The following is a 19,156-nucleotide window of genomic DNA, read 5'->3' as shown; positions in this document are numbered from 1 at the left end:
CGCGCGATCCTTGCCCCGCCCGTCGCCGGCTCAGTTGCGCAGCGACCGCCCCTTGAGCTTGAAGACATAAGTAATGACTTCGGCGACCGCCCGATAGTGCTCGGATGGCACCTCCTCGTCGATATCGCATGCGGCATAGAGCGCTCGGGCGAGCGGCGGGTTCTCTATGACCGGAACATTGTTCGACTCCGCGATCTCGCGGATCCGGAACGCGACCTGGTCGACGCCCTTCGCCAGCACCATTGGCGCGCCCATCTGGTCGGGATCGTATTTCAGCGCGACCGCGAAGTGGGTCGGGTTGGTGACCACCACATCGGCGCTGGGCACCGCCGCCATCATGCGCTTGCGCGCACGCTCGAACCGGATCTGGCGGATGCGACCCTTGACGACCGGGTCGCCCTCCTGCTGCTTGTGCTCGTCCTTCACCTCCTGCTTCGTCATCTTCATCTTCTTGTCGAACTGCGTCTTCTGCCACAGGAAGTCGCCGGCGGCGATGAAGGTCAGCACCACCAGCACCCCCACCAGCAGCCGGTAGGCGAGCGCGTCGGCATGCAGCAGCAGGCTGGCGATGTCGATGCCGATGAAGGTCTCGATCTCGCCGAACATCGGCTTCAGCGCCAGGTAGGCGACGCCGCCGACCACCGCCAGCTTGGCGATGCTCTTCAGCAGCTCGACAAGCTGGTTGGCCTTGAACATGTTCATCAGGCCGGGCAGCGGGTTCAGCTTCCCGAACTTCGGCGCGATGAGCTGCCAGGAGACGTGGAAGCCGGTCTGGCCGAGGGTGGCGAGGATGCCGGCCATCACGAACAGCAGGATGGGCAGCCACAGCGCCCACAGCGTGTCCTTGACCACCCGGAGCAGCAGCCTGCCGGTCCCGGCGCGGTCGAAGCTGAACTGGTCGAGGTTCTCGAAATAGTAGTTCAGCCGGAAGACCATGCCCTTCATGGTGCCGGGCAGGACCGAGATGAGGATGATCAGCATCGCCGCGACCATCAGCCAGTTCGCCGCCTCGCGCGTCATGGCGAACTGGCCTTGCTTATGGGCCTCGTCGAGCTTCTTGGATGTCGGGTCCTCTGTTTTGGAGGACTCGTCCGCGTCTTCCGACACCGGCGTCTCCCTTCCCCGGCCGCGCTACTTCAACAGGTCGACGAAGGTCGACTCGAAACGCGACAGCCAGAACATCATCATGGCCCCCAGCGTCAGCGCGAACATGAACAGGCCCAGCAGCACCTGGACCGAGGTGAAAAGCTGGAACACCTGCACCTGCGGCGCCAGCTTGTTGAGCAGGCCGAGCGCGAGCGCGAACAGCATGCCGGTGATGATGAAGGGTGCCGACATCTGCACCCCCAGCAGGAAGCTCTTCGACACGAGCTGGCCGATCACGTTGGCCATGTCGTCGATCGGGATCGGCGCCCCGGGCAGGAAGGTGGCGTAGCTGTCGACCACCGCCATGATCAGCAGGTGGTGCAGGTCGGTGGCGAACAGCAGCAGCAGCCCGAGCCAGCCCATCAGCGCGCCCGGCAGCGAGCCGGCGGTGGCCAGCGCCGGATTGAAGATCTGGGCGTTGGACAGACCGGTCTGCAGGCTGATGATGGTGCCGGCAACCTCCAGCGCCCCCATCAGAAGGCGCGCCATGGTACCGAGGAAGATACCCACCGCCATCTCGCCCGCGGCGAGCACCATCAGTTGGAACGGGCTGTCCGGCATCGCCGGAAGCTGCGGCCGGATCACCGGCGCCACCACCACGCTGACCGCCAGCGCGAACAGCAGGCGGGCGCGGGTGGGGACGAAGGCGTCGCCGACGGTCGGCATCACGCTGAAGGCCGTGCCGACGCGCAGGAAGACCATCATCCAGACGAAGATCTGATCGCCCAGGAGCTGCTGCAGGAGGTTCATCCGCCGGACGCGGCCGCATCCGGGCGCGGCGCCCCGGCGGGCGTCAGCCCGGTGCCGGGGGTGAAGGGCGCGCCGCCGTTCTCGGTCGCGCCGACGCCGATGGCGACGATGCGGTCGGCCACCTCGTGCTGGAAGAAGTCGGTCAGGCGGTCGAGCATGAAGGGCATCAGCAGGATGGTCAGGCCGAAGACCAGCAGCACCTTCGGCACCATCGCCAGCGTCTGCTCGCTGATCTGGGTGACCGCCTGGAAGATCGAGATCACCGTCCCCAGCGCCATCATGATGACGAGAATCGGACCGCACACCATCACCAGGGTGATGATGGAGGTGCGGCAGATCTCGATGACTTCGGTTTCGTTCATGACGGGACGGCCGGCTGGAAAGCGGACGGCACCGGCCGTCACATCGGCATGCGCAGGATTTCCTGATAGGCGCTCAGCACCTTGTCGCGAACCGCCGTGACGGTCTGCAGCGTCACCTCCGCATTGGTCACCGCCTGGACGACATCGTTCAGGTCGGCCTTGCCGACGGCGGCCATCGCCGACATGTCCTCGCTCTTCTTCAGCGTGCCGATCGACTCCTTGGCCGCCTGCTCCAGCACCTCGCCGAAGGACGCGCCGTCGCGCGGGGCCATGCCGGCCCCGGTGGTCTTGGCCGCGGTGGTGGCGTAAGCCGCGGCGGCGTTCAGCGGATTGATCATGGCGGCGGTTCCGGTTGGTCAGGGCGGCGGGGATCGGGAGGGGCGGGTCCTGGAGGAGCGGCGCGGGTCAGGCGCGCAGGATGTCGATGGTGCGGGTCAGCATCTGGCGCGCGGTGTCGATGGCCGACAGGTTCGCCTCGTAGCTGCGCTGGGCCTCGCGCATGTCCATCGCCTCCACGACCGTGTTGACGTTGGGCAGCAGCACATAGCCGTCGGCATCGGCCGAGGGGTGGGACGGGTCGTAGCGGCGCTGGAAATCGCTCTTGTCGACGTCGACCTTGGCGACGCGGACCTTGTCGACATCCATCGTCCGGTCGAGCTCGTTGCGGAAGGTGACGGTCTTGCGCCGGTAAGGCAGGTCGCCCGGCGTCTCCGCCGTGGTGTTGGCGTTGGCCAGATTCTCCGAAATGACCTTCAGGCGCGTGCCCTGCGCCTTCATGCCCGAGGCGGAGACCGCCATCGACTTGTAGAGATCCATCGCAACGCCTCCTCAACAACCGCCGGACCGGGCGCCGGCCGGCGCAGCCGCAAGCGGCACCTCAGCTCCCGGAGCGGATCGCCGACTTGATCATCGCCACCTGCTTCTTATACAGGTTGGTGATGGTCTGGTAATCCATCGAGTTCTGGCTCATCCGCATCATCTGGTCTTCCAGGACGACGTTGTTGCCGTCCGGCGCCGTCTCGTACGGGTCGCGCACCCGCTCCTCCTTGGCCGTGCCGCCGGGGCCGCGGGTGCCCGCGAGGTGCGCCGGGTTGGTGGAGGCCGGCGTCAGCCGCCGGTTGTCGCCCAGCGCGTCGCGGAAGCTGAAGGGCTTCAGGTCGCGGCCCTTGAAGTCGGGCGTGTCGGCGTTGGCGATGTTCTGGGACAGGACCTCCTGACGCTGGGTCAGCCAGTCCATCTTGCGCGACATCAGCTTGAAGAGGCCGAGATTTCCGAGGTCCATGGCCCGCGTCCCGCTGGATTGCGCCGTTTCTCCGTCCCGTGATCGTCGCTGGTTTGCGTTAACGAAGGATGAATACCGGCTTGAACGGATCCCGCGCCGGCGCTGCCTTTACACTTCGTTAAGCCTGACGGTCCAGGATGCCGGCCTAAGGCTGCCGTCCCCGGGAACCCCCTTTGTCCGCCCGCTCCTCAGATCCCTCCCGCTCCTCCGCGCCGCCGGCCAAGCAGCCGGCCCGCCGCCCCGTGGCGGTGGCGCTGAAGTACGAACTGGGGACGGAAACCCTGCCCCGCATCGTCGCGACCGGCAAGGGCACGGTGGCCGAGCAGATCCTCGAACTCGCCTACGCCAACGGCGTCAAGGTGCGCGAGGACGCCGACCTGGTCGAGGTCCTGTCGGCCATCGAGGTGGACAGCGACATCCCGGTGGAGGCGATCGCCGCGGTGGCGGAGATCCTGGCGCATGTCTACCGCGCCAACGGCACCCTGCCCCCGGCGCCCGAACCGCAGCCGCATCGCGAGGAGAAGGACCAGCCGTGACCCCCCTGCCGCCATCCTCCGATCCGACCCCCCTCCCCGATCCGCTGCGGATCCCCGAGGCCGACGACGCCGCCGGGCTGGCCGGCCGCACCGCCGCCCTCGCCCAGGCGCTCGACCGGGCGCGGTGCGAGGTGGAGGCCGGCGTGCCGATCGACCTCGCCGGACTGGAGGACCGCGTCGCCCGTCTCTGCGCCGCCGCCGAAACACTGCCGAGGGGCGACGCCCGCACGCTGCTCGGCCCGCTGGGCGACCTCGTCGCCGCGCTCGACCCGCTGGCGACGGCGCTCACCGCGCAGCACGCGCTGTGCCGGGAGAGCATCGCCGCCGCGCTGGCCGGTCGCGACGATCCCCACAGCGCCCGGCGCCGCGCCACCGCCGCCTATGGCGGCGGCGGCGTACCGCCTGCTCCCGACGCGCCCTGAACCTGGCCCAGACAGTAGAAAGCCTGCCGGTCCCATGGATCTCGACCAGTATTTCCGTTTCGTGATGGCGCTCCTGTTCGTGGTGGCGCTGATCCTGGCCGGCGGCTGGCTGCTGCGCCGCGCCGGCATGGCCGGGGGCGCCGTGCGCGGCCGCTCCCGCCAGCGCAGGCTGAGCGTGGTCGAGGCCCTGCCGATCGACGCCAGGCGGCGGCTGCTGCTGGTCCGCCGCGACGACCGCGAGCACCTGATCCTGCTGGGCGCCAACGGCGACCTGCTGATCGACAGCGCCCCGGCCGGCGGCTTCGACGGCGCGCTGGCGCGGACCGCGGATCCGGCGGACGCCGGGAGCGGGCCGCGATGAGCGCCCTCCGCCTGCACCCCGCCGCGACGGGCGGGACCGGACGTCCGGGGATCGGCTGGAAGCCCGCCGCCGCCGGCCTGCTGCTCGCGCTGGCTGCCGGCGTCGCCGTCGGGCTCAGCGCCGGCCCGGCACTGGCGCAGAGCCTGACCTTCGACCTGGGCGACGCCGGCGGCACCGCGACCGGCCGCATCGTCCAGATGGTGGCGCTGATCACCGTGCTGTCGCTGGCGCCGTCGATCCTGATCATGATGACCGCCTTCACCCGCATCGTCATCGTGCTGTCCTTCCTGCGCAACGCGCTGGGCGTGCAGCAGGTGCCGCCGACGACGGTGATGATGTCGCTGGCGCTGTTCCTGACCTTCTTCGTCATGGCCCCGGTGTTCGAGCGCAGCTACACCCAGGGCATCCAGCCGCTGATCAACCAGGAGATCGACGAGATGGAGGCGTTCCGGCGCACGGTGGCGCCGCTGCGCGAGTTCATGCTGCAGCACGCCAGCGAGAAGGACCTGCGCCTGTTCATGGACATGGCGCGCATCCAGAACGTGGCCGAGCCGGCCGACATGCCGCTGCACGTGCTGGTGCCGGCCTTCATGATCTCGGAGATCAAGCGCGGCTTCGAGATCGGCTTCCTGCTGTTCCTGCCCTTCCTGATCATCGACATGGTGGTGTCGTCGATCCTGATGTCGATGGGCATGATGATGCTGCCGCCGACCATGGTGGCGATTCCGTTCAAGATCATCTTCTTCGTCCTGGTCGACGGCTGGTACCTGATCGCCGGCTCGCTCGCCCGCAGCTTCGGCACGATCTAGCCGCAGCCGGCCGTACATCGATCGCTCCGCGCACTTCGTCGCAGGCGGCCGGCCGCCGCGGCGGCGGCGCAAGCGCGCTCTGGCGTTGCCGCCCGTAAACGCGTATGAGGAAGGCGATGGGCGCCGGACATGGGCAGGCAGGACGCGGGCAGGCAGGATGCCGCCCGGCCGGACCGTGCCGACCGATCGCGGCAGCCGGATGCGGCGCCACGAAGCGGACCGTGTCCATCGCCCCGCCCATCGCGTCGACGGACCAACCTCGGACCGCTACCACTGCATGACCGACACCGCTTTGAAGGCCGCGCCGCCCGATACCGGCAAGCTCGCGACGCTGACGCTCGGCGCCCTGGGCGTCGTTTTCGGCGACATCGGCACGAGCCCCCTCTACACCCTGCGTGAATGTTTCGGCGGCGACCACGGGCTGCCGCTGACGCCGGCCAACATCCTGGGGATCATGTCCCTGGTGTTCTGGTCGCTGGTCATGGTGGTGACCGTCAAGTACGTGCTCTTCGTCATGCGCGCCGACAACAAGGGCGAGGGCGGCATCCTGTCCCTCCTGGCGCTGGCGTCGAAGACCCGGCCGGACGCGTCGGGGCGGCTGACGGTGCTGACCGCGCTCGGCCTGTTCGGCGCCTCGCTGTTCTACGGCGACGGCATGATCACGCCCGCCATGTCGGTCCTGTCGGCGGTCGAGGGGCTGGAGGTGGCGGAGCCGGCGCTGGAAAGCGCGGTCGTGCCGCTGACGGTCGCCATCCTGATCGCCCTGTTCGGCATCCAGAGCCACGGCACCTCGCGCGTCGGCGCCCTGTTCGGCCCGATCATGCTCGCCTGGTTCAGCGTCCTCGGCGTGCTGGGACTGGCGGAGGTCGTGCAGCAGCCCGGCGTGCTGATCGCCTTCAACCCGGCCTACGCCATTTCCTTCTTCGTGGAGCATGGCATCGCCGGCTTCCTCGTGCTGGGGGCGGTGGTGCTGGCGGTGACCGGCGGCGAGGCGCTCTATGCCGACATGGGCCATTTCGGCCGGCGGCCGATCAAGGTCGCGTGGCTGGCCGTCGTGCTGCCGGCGCTGCTGCTGAACTATCTCGGCCAGTGCGCGCTGCTGATCAGCAACCCGGCCGCGGTGCGCAGCCCCTTCTACCTGCTGGCGCCGGAATGGGGGCTCTACCCGCTGATCGCGCTGTCGACCGCCGCCACCGTCATCGCCAGCCAGGCGGTGATCTCGGGCGTCTTCTCGCTGACCCGGCAGGCGGTGCAGCTCGGCCTCTGCCCGCGCCTGGACATCCGGCACACCTCCAACGAGGAGGAGGGGCAGATCTACATCCCCCGCGCCAACTGGGGCCTGCTGGCCGCGGTGATCGGGCTGGTGGTGGTCTTCCAGTCCTCCAGCCGGCTCGCCGCCGCCTACGGCATCGCGGTCACCGGCGACATGATCATCACCACGACGCTGTTCCTGGTGGTGGCGCGCCGGCGCTGGAACTGGAGCCTGCCGGTCTGCCTCGCGGTCGGCGCCGTGTTCCTCACCATCGAGCTGTCCTTCTTCGCCGCCAATGCGGTGAAGATCCCGCACGGCGGCTGGGTGCCGCTGGTCATCGCCGTCATCACGCTGGGCCTCATGGCCACATGGCGGCGCGGCCGCGCCGTGCTGACCAGGAGGCTGGCCGAGGAATCGCTTCCGCTCGACGCCTTCATCCGGCGGCAGGCGAAGTCGACGGAAATCCACCGGGTGAAGGGCACGGCGGTCTTCATGACCTCCAGCTCGAACACCGTGCCGATCGCCCTCCTGCACAACCTGAAGCACAACCAGGTGCTGCACGAGCGCGTGGTCTTCGTGACCGTGGTGGTGGAGGACGTGCCGCGCGTGCCCGCCAAGGACCGTGTCGTGGTGGAGGGGCTGGCCGAGGGTTTCTACCGCATCACCGTCCGTTACGGCTTCTCGCAGGAGCCGAACATCCCCAAGGCGCTGCGGCTGTGCAAGGCCTTCGGCCTGGAGTTCGACGTGATGGCGACCTCCTTCTTCCTCGGCCGCGAGACCCTGATCCCCAAGATGAACTCGCAGATGGCGCTTTGGCGCGAGAAGCTGTTCGTGGTGATGTCCCGCACCTCGGTCAGCGCCACCGACTTCTTCAAGCTGCCGCCCAACCGGGTGGTGGAGCTGGGAACCCAGGTCCAGCTTTAGAGTGGGATCGTTTCAAGCGGCATCGCTTGAAACGTGACTCACACGGAAGATCTTCACACGGAAGACCAGAAGCTTGGAGTCTGTCCGGTGCTTCGATAAGCACCGGACAGACCCTAGCGGCGGTGCCGCCTCTGCCTCATCCCCGACCCGCGCCTCAGGTGGTCGGCTTGTCCGTGGTGGCCTTGCCCCGGTAGTCCTTGAGGAACTTCTTGAACATGTCGACCTCCGCCACGCGGGAGCGGATGGTGCTGACGTCGATCAGGCCCATCGCCTGTTCCGGACGGGTCAGGATGCGGAAGGCGTCCTCGTTGGGACCGCCCTTCATCGACCCTTCGAAATCCTTCTTCAGCAGGTTCAGACCGTTGCCGTCGCCGGCCAGCGCCAGCGCCACCGCCCGGTTGAGCACGAGTTGCGAGGCGTTGGCGTCCAGCGGCTTGCCCGGCGGCGGGGGCGGGCCGATCACCTTGTTCAGCGCCAGGGCGGCGGCGTCCCATTTCTGGCCTTTCCAGGCGATGTCGACGCGCAGCAGGTTGGCGTTGGTGCTGTCGTCCTGCGCCAGCAACTGCATCGCCTCGTCGCCGCGGTTCAGCTCCGCCAGCGCCTTGGCCTGCATCAGGCGCCGCTCGGCGGCCAGATCCGCCGGAAGGCCGGCGATGTTGGACAGCTCCAGCGCCTTCAGCGCCTCTTCCGGCTTGTTGTCCAGCAGCCGGACCGATGCCAGCCGCGTGCCGATCTGCGCCTTGTCGATACCCGACAGGCGGTACTCCACCTGATGCTGCAACAGGTCGGCGGCGCGGTTGAGCAGGTCGATGGAGATCAGGCGTTCCGCGAGCTGGCGAATGATCTCGTCGCCCGCCTCGCCCACCGGGGTCAGCTCGCGGAACTGGTCGTAGAGCTGGAGCGCCTGAAGCGTCGGAAGCCGCTGGCCGCCGTCCTTGAACAGGTCGGCGAAGATGCGCCCCATCTCCTTGGTGATCGCCTCGGCCCGCGGCGTGTCGGCAACCAGGGCTGCCGTTTCCTTCATGGTGTTGAAGCCCTTGGCGTAGTCTCCGCCGGCAATCAGCACCTCGCCCATGCGCGAGCGGATCTGCATCTCCAGATCGTCGCCGCGCCAGGTGAAGGTCAGGCCGGCGAGCTGCTCCGCCGCGGCGCTCGGCGACATCTTGCCTTCCGCCAGTTCCAGGTTGGTCAGCGCCAGCCCGGCCTTGGCGCGGTAGAACCGGTCATAGCTGTTGTAGGCGGCGGTAAGCTGCTCCCGCGCCTGGTCCGTTTCGCCGGTCTGCGCATAGAGCAGGCCGCGCAGGTAGCGGGTCTGCGGATCCTCTTCCTGGTCGGGGCCGCTGTGCTCCAGCACGCGGTCCAGCAGGCGCTTGGCGGTGCCGGTGTCGCGGATTTCCAGCGCCGCCTCCGCCGCCCGCAGGCCGAGCTTGCCGATCATCGGCTCCGGATAGGAGTTCAGGATCTGCCCCGACGCCTTGAAGCCCTCCATCGCCTTCGGCCAGTCGCGGCGATCGGCGGCGATGGCGGCCCGCCACAGCCCGGCCTCCGGATTGCCGGCCAGCGCCGGAACCGTCAGGTCGGCCTCGCCGCCGTCGAGGTCGCCGGTCAGCACGCGGGCGGCGCCGCGCAACGCGCGGAACTCCGGCCACCCCTCCAGGTCCGGCTGGTTCTGCTGCAGCACGTCGAGTATGCCGAGCGTCTCCTGCCCGAAGCCGTTGGCGAAGTAGAAGCGGGCCAGGTCGAGCTGTGCCTTCGGCCGCTCGGATTCCGGGGCGTTGACGACGGCGAGCTGGAGGTCCTGGCGCGCCTCGGTGAAATGGTCGAGGTCGCCGTGCTTCCAGGCGGGAAGGTTGAACAGGCGGCGCCCCTGCGGTGCCGCCTGCGCCTGCTGCGGCTTCGGCGGCTCCATCGCCGGCGACGACCCGCCGGCGGCGGGCGACGGGGCGGTGGCCAGTTGCGGCGGCACCGGCTGCGGGGCGGCCGGCTGCTGGGCGGCGGGCAGCGCCGGCGGGGGCGGCGCCGCTGCGGGAGTGCCGGCATCCGCGGCGGGCGACAGGTGCAGGCCACCGGCGGTGGTCAGTTCGACGCCCTCCTTCACCGGCCGCACCGTCACGTTGTCGGAAACCGGGCGGACCACGACGCCCTGGTAGGACGGCATCACCTCCAGGTCGGGAAAGCGGTGCGGTTCCGGCACGCCCTGGCCCGGCGCGGGCAGCGGCACCACCTGGATGCGGTCGCCGACGTCGGGATCGGTGAACTGCACGACGCTCGCCGCGTCGGGCGCGCGCACCAGCAGCCGGGCACCCAGCAGGAATTCGGGGTCGGGTTCGATCCGCAGATCGTTGGCGCCGGCCATGTTGGCGGGACGGCCCGACGAAACCACTCGCCAGCCGGTGCCCTGGCGCTCCACCGTCGGCCAGACCATCGGACCGATCTTGGTCCGGAAGACGCTGCCGCCGGTGGCCGGCACCGGCTCCACCGTTCCCATCAGCTCGGATCCCGGACCGCCGAGCTTCCCGGCGCCGATCGGCATCGGCCGGTCGAACACGACGTAGAGCTGGCCGGCCCGCGGATAGACGGCCACCGAAGCCGGGCCGCCGGTGTCGAAGGTCAGCACCGGTCCCTTGGGTCCGGCGGCTGGCTGCGGCTTGGCATCCGCGGCCTTGTCGGTGGGTGCCGACATGGCGGCGGCAGGCGGCGGGGCGGAGGCGGCAGGCGCCGCCGTCGCGGCGTTGGCCACCGTCGCCGAGCGGCCGGATGTCGCCGAGGTCACCGATTCCGTCGGCGGCACGGCAGGCGGCGGCGCGTTGGACCGCGGTGCGGCGGATGGCGTGGTGGCGGGTGGCGTTGTGGCGGGTGTCGGCGCGGCAGGTGGCGGCGCGGTGTCGGCGCTGCTTCCGGCGCCGGATATCCCGGGCCGGGAGCCGGGGTTGCCGACATCCAGCACCACCGTCCGGCCCGCACGGCTGTCCTTCACCTCGGCGTCCTGCGGCACCGCGAAGGTGACCGCGAGCGTTCCATCGGGTTGACGGTAGGAGTCCATGTTGCGGACGTTGCGCAGGCCGGTCCTGGGCAGCCCGGAAAGGTCGGCCGTTCCGGCCTTGTCGAAGGCGACCGTCACCGCGGCACCATCGCGCTTGACCGAATAGCCGGTCGGGGACGGCCACTCGAACGACAGTCGGCTGCCGTCCTGGCCATCGGCGGCACGGACGCGCAGCGTGCCGCCGGAAGGCGGCGCCTGGACCTTTTGCGCGGCTCCCGCCTTGCCCGGATCAGTCTTGCCGGCCTCGGTCTTGCCCGGCTCCGCCTTGTCCAAATCCGCCCTGGCCGGTTCCTTTTCGGACGTCCGGACGGCGCCGGGCGGCGCAGCGTCGGCAGCCGGCGAGATATCGACGGCGACCGAGTTGCCGTTGCGGAAGCTGCGGACCGTCACCGGGCGCTTGAGGTCGAAGGAGACGGTCTTTCCATCGGCCTCGACCCGGCCGTCGGCAAGATAGTCCGGCAGCGTCCGCACGACGCGCCCGATCTCAACCTCGATCGGCTGGTCGAAGCCGACGACCAGCCGGCCGCCCTCGACCGCCGCGCGGTAATCGACCTTGCCCGGCCAGTCGAAGACCAGCCGGCCGAACTCCTTGTGGCTGCCGGCGCGCACCGGCACGGTGGCGGCATCCGCGGCAGCCGGGGCCAGCAGGATCGGCGCGGACAGCAGCGCCACCGCCGCGGCGCAACCGCGCAGCCAGCGCTTGGTCCATGATGCCGACCGCTCCGTCACCTCAATCCGCTCCTTCCTCGCGCACCACGATGTCGACCGGCAGGCGGCTGCCGGGACCGGCCGGCGCGGCCGGCAGGTTCACCGCACGCGCCACGAGATCGCGGCGGTACCCGGTTTCACGCAGAGCCGCCGATACGGCAACCGCCCGTGTCAACGCCCGTTCCCAGGCCGCGCCGCCGGCGGGATCCTCGCCCTCGGCATGGCCGACCAGTTCGATGCGGTTGCCGATGCGGCCGATCACCGCGCCCAGCAGGAACAGCACGCGCCGCCCCTCCTCGGTGAATGCGGCACCGCCCGCGTCGAAAATCCGTTCGCCCGGCAGGCGGATGATGATCCGGTCGTCCTCCCGCCGGACCTCGACCACCGACAGCTCGGCGTTCGACCGCGTCTGGCCGCCCAACAGGGCGGCGAGATAGTGAAGGTCGATGGCCGCCCGTGCCTCCACGGCCTGGGCGTTGAACGCGGCGCGCGGATCGGCGGGGCGGTCCGATGGCGCGGTCGCGGTCGACGGTGCCGCCGGAATCCGCTGCGACACGCCCTTGGCCAGTTCGGTCCAGCGCTCCGCCTCCGGCTCGCTCATCGCATACATCAGGACGAAGAAGGCGAGCATCAGCGAGATCAGGTCGGTGAAGCTGATCAGCCACAACGTCTTGCGCCGCTCGGCGTCGGCACCGGTTCCGGACCTGCCCGCAGCGTGACGGCCGCCACCGGCCACGGAGGGGATGCGGATCATCGCGGCGCCTCCGCCCTGCCCGGCGCGCCCACCTGACCATCACCCTTCGGCGCTTCGGCCCAACGCAGCGAGAACAGCAGGCGCACGCCGCCCGGCTCGCCCCGTTCGATGCCAACCGTGACGTTGCCGACCGGCGCACCGTCCGCCACCAGGGCGCGGGCCAGGGCGCCGGCCCTTGCCACCGGACCCGGCGGCTGGCTGGGGGTACCGGTCGGACCGATGCCGAGCAGGGCATCCAGTTCCACCCGCTCACCCTGCCGCGACTGCCGGAGCGCGTCGGCGATGCGGTCGATCAGGCCCTGGCGGTCGGGGCGCAGGACCATGGTGCCGGGAACGAACAGGTCGTCGGCCGGAAGCCGAACCTCCAGGAGCTGCCCGGGGGCCACCACCTCCACCTTGGCGACGGCGACGGCGGTCGCGAACAGGGTGCCGACGCTCTCCAGCCGCTGCACGGCGAAGACCGTGCCGGCACGCGACGCCACCGGCTCCATCCCGTCGCGCAGGCGCGGGTCGATGACGAAGCTGGGAAACGTCCGCTCCAGCGAAGCCGCCACCGCCTTCACCTTCTGCACCGTCTGCACCGAGTTGGCGTTCAGCACGATGAAGAAGACGAGCAGGAGCAGGAACAGCGACAGCAGAAGCAGGATGCTGCCGTTGTTCGGATTTCCGGATGCGCCGGCATGGATGGCTGCGGCTCCCGGAAGCTGCCGGCCGGCACGGCTGCCGCCTGCACCGCCGGCACCTCCGGCGGCACCACCACCGGCATGGCCGGACAACGGGCTGCCCGGCCCGCCGCCTTGTCCGTTGCCCGGACCGCTGATCGAGGCGCCGGCCAGCATGGCGTCAGTCGAAGCTGGCGAGCAGGCGGTCGATCTCATCCTGGTCCATGGCGGCACCCGGCATCTGCGGCCCGTGCAGGAGCTGCTTGTCGGCCTCCTCCTCGCTCATCGGCTCGTAATGGGCCGCCTCGGCCTCCTCCGCCGCCAGCTTGGCCAGCCGCGGGGCGTGGTTCTGGCGCACCTCGCTGCCGAAGGCGGCGACGATCATGTCGACCTTCGCCTCGATGTGCTTGAGGGTTCGCACCACCTTGCCGATGCGCTGGCCGGTGATGTCCTGGAAGTTGCACGCCTCGTAGATCTTGGTGACCTGGTCGTTCAGCGTCGCGGAGGTGGCGGCTTCGGTCTGCCCCGCGACGGCGGAAATGGCGTCACAGGCGTCGAAGATGGCGAAAGTCGCCTTCTCGGTGGCACCGACCACCGCGTCCAGTTCATCGGTCGCGCTGCGGATATGCTCGTCGCGGATGTCGGCGGGCTGGAGGGCCGCGATCTCCTGCTTGGCCGTCTCGATGAACTTGGCCAGATCCACCACCTCCTTGTAGAGGCGAAGGTCGGTGGCGGAAATGTCGCCGTCCATGCTGGACAGGATGGTGCGGACGATCTCCGTCACCTCCTCCCGCGACAGCGGCTGCGCGGCCTCGGCGAAGGCGGCGTCGAGGCGCTGTCTGAGGAGCTTTTGTTCCGTCACGGCGGTCTGGGCGGAAAAGGTCATCGGGCATGTCCAGCGAGAGAAGCGGGGCCGGCGGGGCGGACTGGCCTCCGGCTGCCGGGTGGACCGGCCGGACGGCGCAGCAGCGCCCGGATTCCCCTGGCCGGCACCCTGCGGGCGCCCGTCGGTGCCGTCGGCGGGAGCTCCAGGCCCCTCCATCGGCGCCCGACCTGTCCCAGGATATGTCCGAGCCTGGTCAGGCTAGTTCGCGAGGGTTAAGACCCGGTAAAGACGAAGTGGCCACGGCAACAGAGTGGCAATTGCATCACGGTCGGGGCGCGCAAAACGCCGCCCGGAGCGCCTCAGAACATGTTGGCGGCAGCGGGCGCGCCCAGAAGAGCGGCGATTGCCAGAATAACGGTGACCGCCACCAGTTTCTCGGTCGACGACCAGCGCTGCCAATCCTTCCTGAAACTCTTCAGTTGGTCCGCCATGACAAACCTTCCGGTGCCGATAACTATGCCGCGATGCAACGAAACTACGGCAAGGCCAGTTGACACATGGTTAACGTCGACGGCCTTCATGTTATTCCCGAGAAACCGACACAGAAATGCCACAGTCGATGATCGCCGAACACTGATCCGTGTCAAAGATTGGTCAAATGGGCGGCGACGCCCACCTCCCGCACGGGCGGCGCCCGCAACCCCTGAGGCTTGCCACTTCCGGCCGCTTCCGAATCCGAACGGCGATGCCTAGATCATATGCTCCAGATCACGCTGGACAGCCGGCGTGACCGCTGCCGCAGCAGGGGGTGCGGATGAAGAATGGAACCGACCTGAAGATCGGCCTGGCGCTGGGCAGCGGCGCCGCGCGCGGCTGGGCCCACATCGGCGTGCTGCGCGCGCTGGAGGAGGCCGGGGTCGAACCGGACATCATCTGCGGCACCTCCATCGGGGCCGCGGTGGGCGCCGCCTACCTCACCGACCAGCTCGACGAGTTGCAGGCGTGGGCGCAGAAGATGGGGTGGCTCGGCATGCTGGGCATCATCGACCTGACCTTCCGCCGCGGCGGCCTGGTCGCCGCCGAGAAGGCGTTCGGCCGCTTCGACAACGAGCGAAGCAAGGTGATGATCGAGCAGTTGCCCCGCCCCTTCGCCGCCGTCGCCACCGACCTGTCGACGGGGCGGGAGATGTGGCTGCGCGACGGCCCGCTGATGTCCGCGGTGCTGGCCTCGGCCGCGATGCCCGGCCTGTTCCCGGCCGTGCGCCGGGACCACCACCTGCTGGTCGACGGCGCGCTGGTCAACCCGGTTCCGGTTTCGCTGTGCCGCGCGCTGGGGGCCGACGTCGTGGTGGCGGTGAACCTGAACAGCGAGCTTTCCCCGCTGAGCCGCCCGCGCGCCAAGGCGGTGGTGCGCGCGCCGGCGAGGCGCGAGGAGGTCGTGGCGGGCGGCGACGCGACCTCTCCCGCCCTGTCGCACCTGACCAGCCAGATCTCGACCTGGCTCGGCCGCAAGCCGGCCCGGCGCACCCGCTTCCTCGCCGACCAGATCGAGCACGCGCACGAGCCGATGCCCAACGCGCTGGAGGTGATGGCGGGCTCCATCGACATCATGCAGGACCGCATCACGCGATCCCGGCTCGCCGGCGAGCCGCCGGACGTGCTGATCGCCCCGCGCCTGTCGCACATCGGCATCCTGGAGTTCGACCGCGCGGCGGAAGCGGTGGAGATCGGCCATGCCGCCGCCTCGATGCTCCGCCCGGCGATCGAACTGGCCCTGCGCCGCGCGTAGCCCCCCGCCCACCGGATATCCCGACGGCGGTCAGGCCGCCGGCCACATCCAGGTAAGCTCGTGCTTGTTCTGGTGGAGGTGGAGCAGGCGCCCGCCGGGAATGGCGGCGAAGGCGCGTGCCGTCTCATGGTCGGTTTCGGCCTGGAACTTCAGCGTGCAGATGAACCGCTTGGCAAGGCCGCTGTCCATCCACTCCCGCACCAGGCGCAACAGGCGGGTCGGATAGCAGATCACGTCGCAGCACAGCCAGTCGACCGCGCCGATGTCGGCCGGCTTCAGGCCGAAGGCGCTCTCCTGCCGGATCTCCACCCGCGGCAGCGCCGCGATGGCCGGGTCGAGCGGCGCCTTGTCGACGCTGACCACCGACGCACCCAGGTCGTGCAGGACCCAGGTCCAGCCGCCGGGGCAGGCGCCAAGGTCGAGGCAGCGATCGCCCGGCCCCGGCTGCTCGCCGAACAGCGTCAGTGCCTCCCACAGCTTCAGGTAGGCACGGTTCGGCGGGACGCTGCGGTTCTCGACGAAGACCGCCTCGCCGTTGCGGAAGGGACTGGAGCAGCGCGCCGCGGCGATGATCGTGGACTCGTCGAGCAGCGTCCAGGATCCGAGCGGCGCCGTCGGCAACGGCGACGGGAAGACGATCGGCTTGGCCGAGACGTGCGGCAGGTTCTCCTGGATCAGCGCCGCCCGCCGGTGATGCCGCTGCGACCACAGCGCCCAGTTGCGCTGGATGCCGCGCAGGGCCTTGGCCCCGCCCTTGATCGAGGCGAACTCGATCCGCACCGGGTCGTACCAGATGTTCTGGGCCCAGGCTGCCGGACGTGCCGGGCCGTCGACGAAGACCAGCCGGCCGTCGACGGACGAGACCTCCCCGAGTTCGGCCAGCAGTTCGTCCAGGAAGCCGTCGGCGGCAAGATAGACCGTCTGGCCAAGCGGTGCAGCCACGGCACCGGCGGCCGGATCCGTGCGGCCCCCGTCGTGACGGGCGCCGGGTGCGTTGGGGGAAGGGGTGTCGTCCATGTCCCACGGGCTACCGCTCCCGGATCGGGATTGCAAGCGATAGCGTCGGCTCCTCCCCTTTCGCGGGCGCTCCGACGGCGATGTGACAAAACGCTGCAGGCCCCCCAATATGAGAGCCATTCGCAAGCCGATCGTTGACAACGATTCTCAGTCTCAGCTATTCCTGGACCAGGAACACGCCGGTCACAGCCGCCGATCACCTCAATCGCCGAGGGCTCATGTACGTCTGCATCTGCCACGCGTTGAACGACAAGAAGGTCAAGGCCGCGCTTGACAAGGGCGCAACCAACCCGGCCTCGGTGTTCCGCCATCATCAATGCCAGGTCAAGTGCGGCAAATGCGTGCCGATGATGCGCAGCATGGCCGCGGAGCATCAGGCGGTCCTGGCCCAGCAGGCCGCCTGCCACCCTACCCCGGTGCCGGAGCCGGCGAATGCCGATGCCGTTCCCGCCGCCCTGCCCGTCTACGCGGTCGCCGCCGAATAATCCCGCGCACCGCGTTTCCCGGCCGCCGCGCTTTGCCCTATGACGTGTCGAAACCCTCACCTTTGGGCTGCGACACAATGCGCGCAGACTATGATTTTTGGGCGGATTGACCCGGCGGGTCCGTTCCGGCACAAAAGCGTCACCAAATCAAAAAGGCGCCGTAAAAATAGCGGCGTATAAAAAGCCAACGGGCCGGATGAAACCGGCTCTGGAGGAAACGCACGTTCAACCAGGAAGACTTCCTCGGCCACCGGGTTTGCCTTGTCCTTTATGGACCTGGCCAACCCGGCGGGATTTGCTGTCGGAACGGTGAAACGCTGTCCGGCAATCCCGCATTTCGGCATAGCGGCCATCTCCCATAGGGGACGTGCCAACTGGGCTTCCGGTGCGTTTTCGCCGTGCCGACCCGGGATTACCGTAATGCCGTCCGTAAGGTCTGACAGGGTTGAGAGAGAGGAGAATCATTCATGAGCGGCCGTAACCGGCAGGCTTTCGACACGCTGAGCCGAGACCTCGTGCTGCGCGCCACCGATCGGATGGAAACACTCCGGTCCCTGGTGGAACGGTCGGACATCGCCGGACGCGAGGCGTGGGAGCGAACGCTCGACCAGCTCCGCGGCTTGAACAACCGTGCGATCGCCCATATCGAGGCGGCCCGGATCGCCGACGACGACGCCTGGCGCTTCGCCCGTGCGCGGGCCGAGCAGGCGATGATGGACCTGATGCGCGCCCTCGACGATTTCGACGGACGCCTGCGCCGGCTGGCGGCCTGACGGCAGCGTCACAAGAACGGCGGCCTGCCAGGAGCCGCCTCGCAGCACCGCCCGGCCGGCACAGGCCAATCCGCACCGCCGGACCGTGCTTGAAACAAATCGGTTTTCAAAACTCCACCGGGGGCGGCCACTTGCCGCCCCTTTGGACTCCCGCCGCACACCGGCGCCATCGTGGGTGGAGCCGGTGTGCCTCAAAGCCGTCAGGACGCCCCGAAATCCAGCCCCCAGGCGGAATAGCGCTCGGGGTCGTCCACCCATCCCTCGCGAACCTTCACGAACAGGATCAGGTGCACGCGCCGTTCCAGCATGCCCTCCAGTTCGGACCGGGCGGCCGAGCCGAGCGCCTTGATGCGCTGGCCGCCGCGCCCCAGCACGATTGCCTTCTGGCTCTCGCGCTGGACGAAGACGACCTGGGAGATCTTGACCGACCCGTCCTCGAACTCCTCCCACACCTCGGTCTCGACCGTGGCTGAATAGGGAAGCTCCTGGTGAAGCTGGAGAAACAGCTTCTCGCGGGTGATCTCCGCCGCCAGCAACCGCATCGGCATGTCGGAGATCTGGTCCTCGGGGAAATGCCACGGGCCATCCGGGAGCCGGTCGGCCAGGAACTGCCTCAGGTCGGCGACGCCGTCGGCGGTGAAGGCCGACACCATGAAGATGTCGGTGAAGATCCCCTCCTGCCGGAAGGCGTCGGCGATGCCCAGCAGGACGTCGCGCTTCACCAAGTCGATCTTGTTGAGGATCAGGATCGCTTCCCGCCCCTGCTCCTTCAGGCGGGCGACGATGCTGCGGGTATCCTCGTCGATGGACCGGCGCGAGACGTCGTAGAGCACGCCGATGACGTCGGCGTCCTCCGCCCCCTGCCAGGCCGCCGCCACCATCGCGCGGTCGAGCCGGCGCTTGGGCTTGAAGATGCCGGGGGTGTCGACGAAGATCAGTTGGCTGTCGCCCTGGATGGTGATGCCCAGCACCCGCGTGCGGGTGGTCTGCACCTTCGGGCTGACGATCGACACCTTGCTGCCGATCATCGCGTTCAGCAGCGTCGACTTGCCGGCGTTGGGCGCGCCGACCAGCGCGACGAAGCCGCAGCGCGGATTCTCCGGCATGGTCGGCAGCGGCGGCAGGACCGGCATCACCGATCCACGCGGCCTGCCGTCGTCCTCGTCCTCGTCATCGTCATCATACTCGCCGTCTTCGAAGTCATCATCCCCGAAGCCGTCATCGAGCTCGCCGCCTTCGGGCTGGCCGCCGTCGG

The 19,156-nt window shown here is 69.2% G+C and carries 21 protein-coding genes; 8 read left to right on the top strand and 13 right to left on the bottom strand.

Annotation, left to right across the window (positions count from 1 at the left end):
- Positions 1–30: 30 nt before the first annotated feature.
- The 6 genes from flhB to flgB all read right to left on the bottom strand — a co-directional run bounded on the left by flhB (position 31) and on the right by flgB (position 3,540).
- Entirely contained in the window at positions 31–1,107 is a 1,077-nt protein-coding gene (gene flhB / locus J2850_RS28585) for a flagellar biosynthesis protein FlhB (RefSeq protein WP_209990020.1), read from the bottom strand.
- A 24-nt stretch (positions 1,108–1,131) separates the two neighbouring features.
- Positions 1,132–1,896, bottom strand: a complete 765-nt coding sequence (gene fliR / locus J2850_RS28580) for a flagellar biosynthetic protein FliR (protein WP_209990017.1) — start codon at positions 1,894–1,896, stop codon at positions 1,132–1,134.
- A complete protein-coding gene (locus tag J2850_RS28575) occupies positions 1,893–2,258 on the bottom strand; it encodes a flagellar biosynthetic protein FliQ (RefSeq protein ID WP_209989977.1) in 366 nt (121 codons plus the stop codon). The genes fliR and J2850_RS28575 overlap by 4 nt, the downstream gene beginning before the upstream one ends.
- 38 nt (positions 2,259–2,296) lie before the next feature.
- Positions 2,297–2,596, bottom strand: coding sequence for a flagellar hook-basal body complex protein FliE (fliE, locus tag J2850_RS28570; RefSeq protein ID WP_209989974.1), 300 nt, complete (start codon positions 2,594–2,596; stop codon positions 2,297–2,299).
- A gap of 67 nt (positions 2,597–2,663) precedes the next feature.
- Positions 2,664–3,074: a flagellar basal body rod protein FlgC gene (gene flgC / locus J2850_RS28565; protein WP_209989971.1), complete on the bottom strand. Its 411-nt coding sequence runs from the start codon at positions 3,072–3,074 to the stop codon at positions 2,664–2,666.
- Positions 3,075–3,135: 61 nt separating this feature from the next.
- A complete protein-coding gene (gene flgB / locus J2850_RS28560; RefSeq protein WP_209989968.1) occupies positions 3,136–3,540 on the bottom strand; it encodes a flagellar basal body rod protein FlgB in 405 nt (134 codons plus the stop codon).
- Positions 3,541–3,713: 173 nt separating this feature from the next.
- Here flgB and J2850_RS28555 point away from each other — a divergent pair, with 173 nt between their 5' ends.
- From J2850_RS28555 to J2850_RS28535, 5 genes are all read left to right on the top strand, one after another.
- Entirely contained in the window at positions 3,714–4,076 is a 363-nt protein-coding gene (locus J2850_RS28555) for an EscU/YscU/HrcU family type III secretion system export apparatus switch protein (RefSeq protein WP_211114044.1), read from the top strand.
- Positions 4,073–4,498, top strand: a complete 426-nt coding sequence (locus J2850_RS28550; protein ID WP_209989964.1) for a hypothetical protein — start codon at positions 4,073–4,075, stop codon at positions 4,496–4,498. The genes J2850_RS28555 and J2850_RS28550 overlap by 4 nt, the downstream gene beginning before the upstream one ends.
- A gap of 34 nt (positions 4,499–4,532) precedes the next feature.
- Complete coding sequence (locus J2850_RS28545; protein WP_209989961.1) at positions 4,533–4,859, top strand: flagellar biosynthetic protein FliO; 327 nt, start codon at positions 4,533–4,535, stop codon at positions 4,857–4,859.
- On the top strand, positions 4,856–5,668 hold the full coding sequence (fliP, locus tag J2850_RS28540; RefSeq protein ID WP_246513703.1) for a flagellar type III secretion system pore protein FliP: 813 nt from the start codon (positions 4,856–4,858) through the stop codon (positions 5,666–5,668). Before J2850_RS28545 ends, fliP begins: the two co-directional genes overlap by 4 nt.
- A 277-nt stretch (positions 5,669–5,945) precedes the next feature.
- Positions 5,946–7,844, top strand: coding sequence for a potassium transporter Kup (locus tag J2850_RS28535; RefSeq protein WP_209989958.1), 1,899 nt, complete (start codon positions 5,946–5,948; stop codon positions 7,842–7,844).
- A 154-nt stretch (positions 7,845–7,998) separates the two neighbouring features.
- Here J2850_RS28535 and J2850_RS28530 read toward each other — a convergent pair whose 3' ends face one another.
- The 5 genes from J2850_RS28530 to J2850_RS28510 all read right to left on the bottom strand — a co-directional run bounded on the left by J2850_RS28530 (position 7,999) and on the right by J2850_RS28510 (position 14,418).
- A complete protein-coding gene (locus J2850_RS28530) occupies positions 7,999–11,616 on the bottom strand; it encodes a tetratricopeptide repeat protein (RefSeq protein ID WP_209989956.1) in 3,618 nt (1,205 codons plus the stop codon).
- A 1-nt stretch (position 11,617) separates the two neighbouring features.
- Positions 11,618–12,349 carry an OmpA/MotB family protein gene (locus J2850_RS28525; RefSeq protein WP_209989954.1) on the bottom strand — a complete coding sequence of 244 codons (732 nt, stop codon included), beginning with the start codon at positions 12,347–12,349 and terminating at the stop codon, positions 11,618–11,620.
- Complete coding sequence (locus J2850_RS28520; RefSeq protein ID WP_246513701.1) at positions 12,346–13,227, bottom strand: hypothetical protein; 882 nt, start codon at positions 13,225–13,227, stop codon at positions 12,346–12,348. Before J2850_RS28520 ends, J2850_RS28525 begins: the two co-directional genes overlap by 4 nt.
- Positions 13,193–13,897, bottom strand: a complete 705-nt coding sequence (locus J2850_RS28515) for a protein phosphatase CheZ (RefSeq protein WP_209989951.1) — start codon at positions 13,895–13,897, stop codon at positions 13,193–13,195. The genes J2850_RS28520 and J2850_RS28515 overlap by 35 nt, the downstream gene beginning before the upstream one ends.
- Before the next feature lie 299 nt (positions 13,898–14,196).
- The gene (locus tag J2850_RS28510) at positions 14,197–14,418 is read right to left on the bottom strand and encodes a hypothetical protein (protein ID WP_209990063.1); all 222 of its coding nucleotides are present in this window, start codon (positions 14,416–14,418) and stop codon (positions 14,197–14,199) included.
- Between the two features lie 233 nt (positions 14,419–14,651).
- Here J2850_RS28510 and J2850_RS28505 point away from each other — a divergent pair, with 233 nt between their 5' ends.
- Entirely contained in the window at positions 14,652–15,626 is a 975-nt protein-coding gene (locus J2850_RS28505) for a patatin-like phospholipase family protein (protein ID WP_209989947.1), read from the top strand.
- A gap of 30 nt (positions 15,627–15,656) precedes the next feature.
- Here the strand turns inward: J2850_RS28505 and J2850_RS28500 are convergent, their stop codons facing one another.
- Positions 15,657–16,643, bottom strand: a complete 987-nt coding sequence (locus J2850_RS28500; protein WP_246513699.1) for an SAM-dependent methyltransferase — start codon at positions 16,641–16,643, stop codon at positions 15,657–15,659.
- 218 nt (positions 16,644–16,861) lie between these two features.
- On the opposite strand from J2850_RS28500, the gene J2850_RS28495 reads away from it, so the two are divergent.
- Together J2850_RS28495 and J2850_RS28490 are read left to right on the top strand one after the other, a co-directional pair.
- A complete protein-coding gene (locus J2850_RS28495; protein ID WP_209989944.1) occupies positions 16,862–17,128 on the top strand; it encodes a (2Fe-2S)-binding protein in 267 nt (88 codons plus the stop codon).
- 467 nt (positions 17,129–17,595) lie between these two features.
- The gene (locus J2850_RS28490; RefSeq protein ID WP_209989939.1) at positions 17,596–17,901 is read left to right on the top strand and encodes a hypothetical protein; all 306 of its coding nucleotides are present in this window, start codon (positions 17,596–17,598) and stop codon (positions 17,899–17,901) included.
- 200 nt (positions 17,902–18,101) lie between these two features.
- Here J2850_RS28490 and era read toward each other — a convergent pair whose 3' ends face one another.
- Complete coding sequence (gene era / locus J2850_RS28485) at positions 18,102–19,007, bottom strand: GTPase Era (RefSeq protein WP_209990051.1); 906 nt, start codon at positions 19,005–19,007, stop codon at positions 18,102–18,104.
- Positions 19,008–19,156: the final 149 nt, after the last annotated feature.

The organism is Azospirillum picis (genome assembly GCF_017876115.1).
GTDB classification, from domain to species: Bacteria; Pseudomonadota; Alphaproteobacteria; order Azospirillales; family Azospirillaceae; genus Azospirillum; species Azospirillum picis.
Note: the sequence above shows the minus strand (reverse complement) of the source record. Positions and strands in the feature narration are given on the sequence as shown.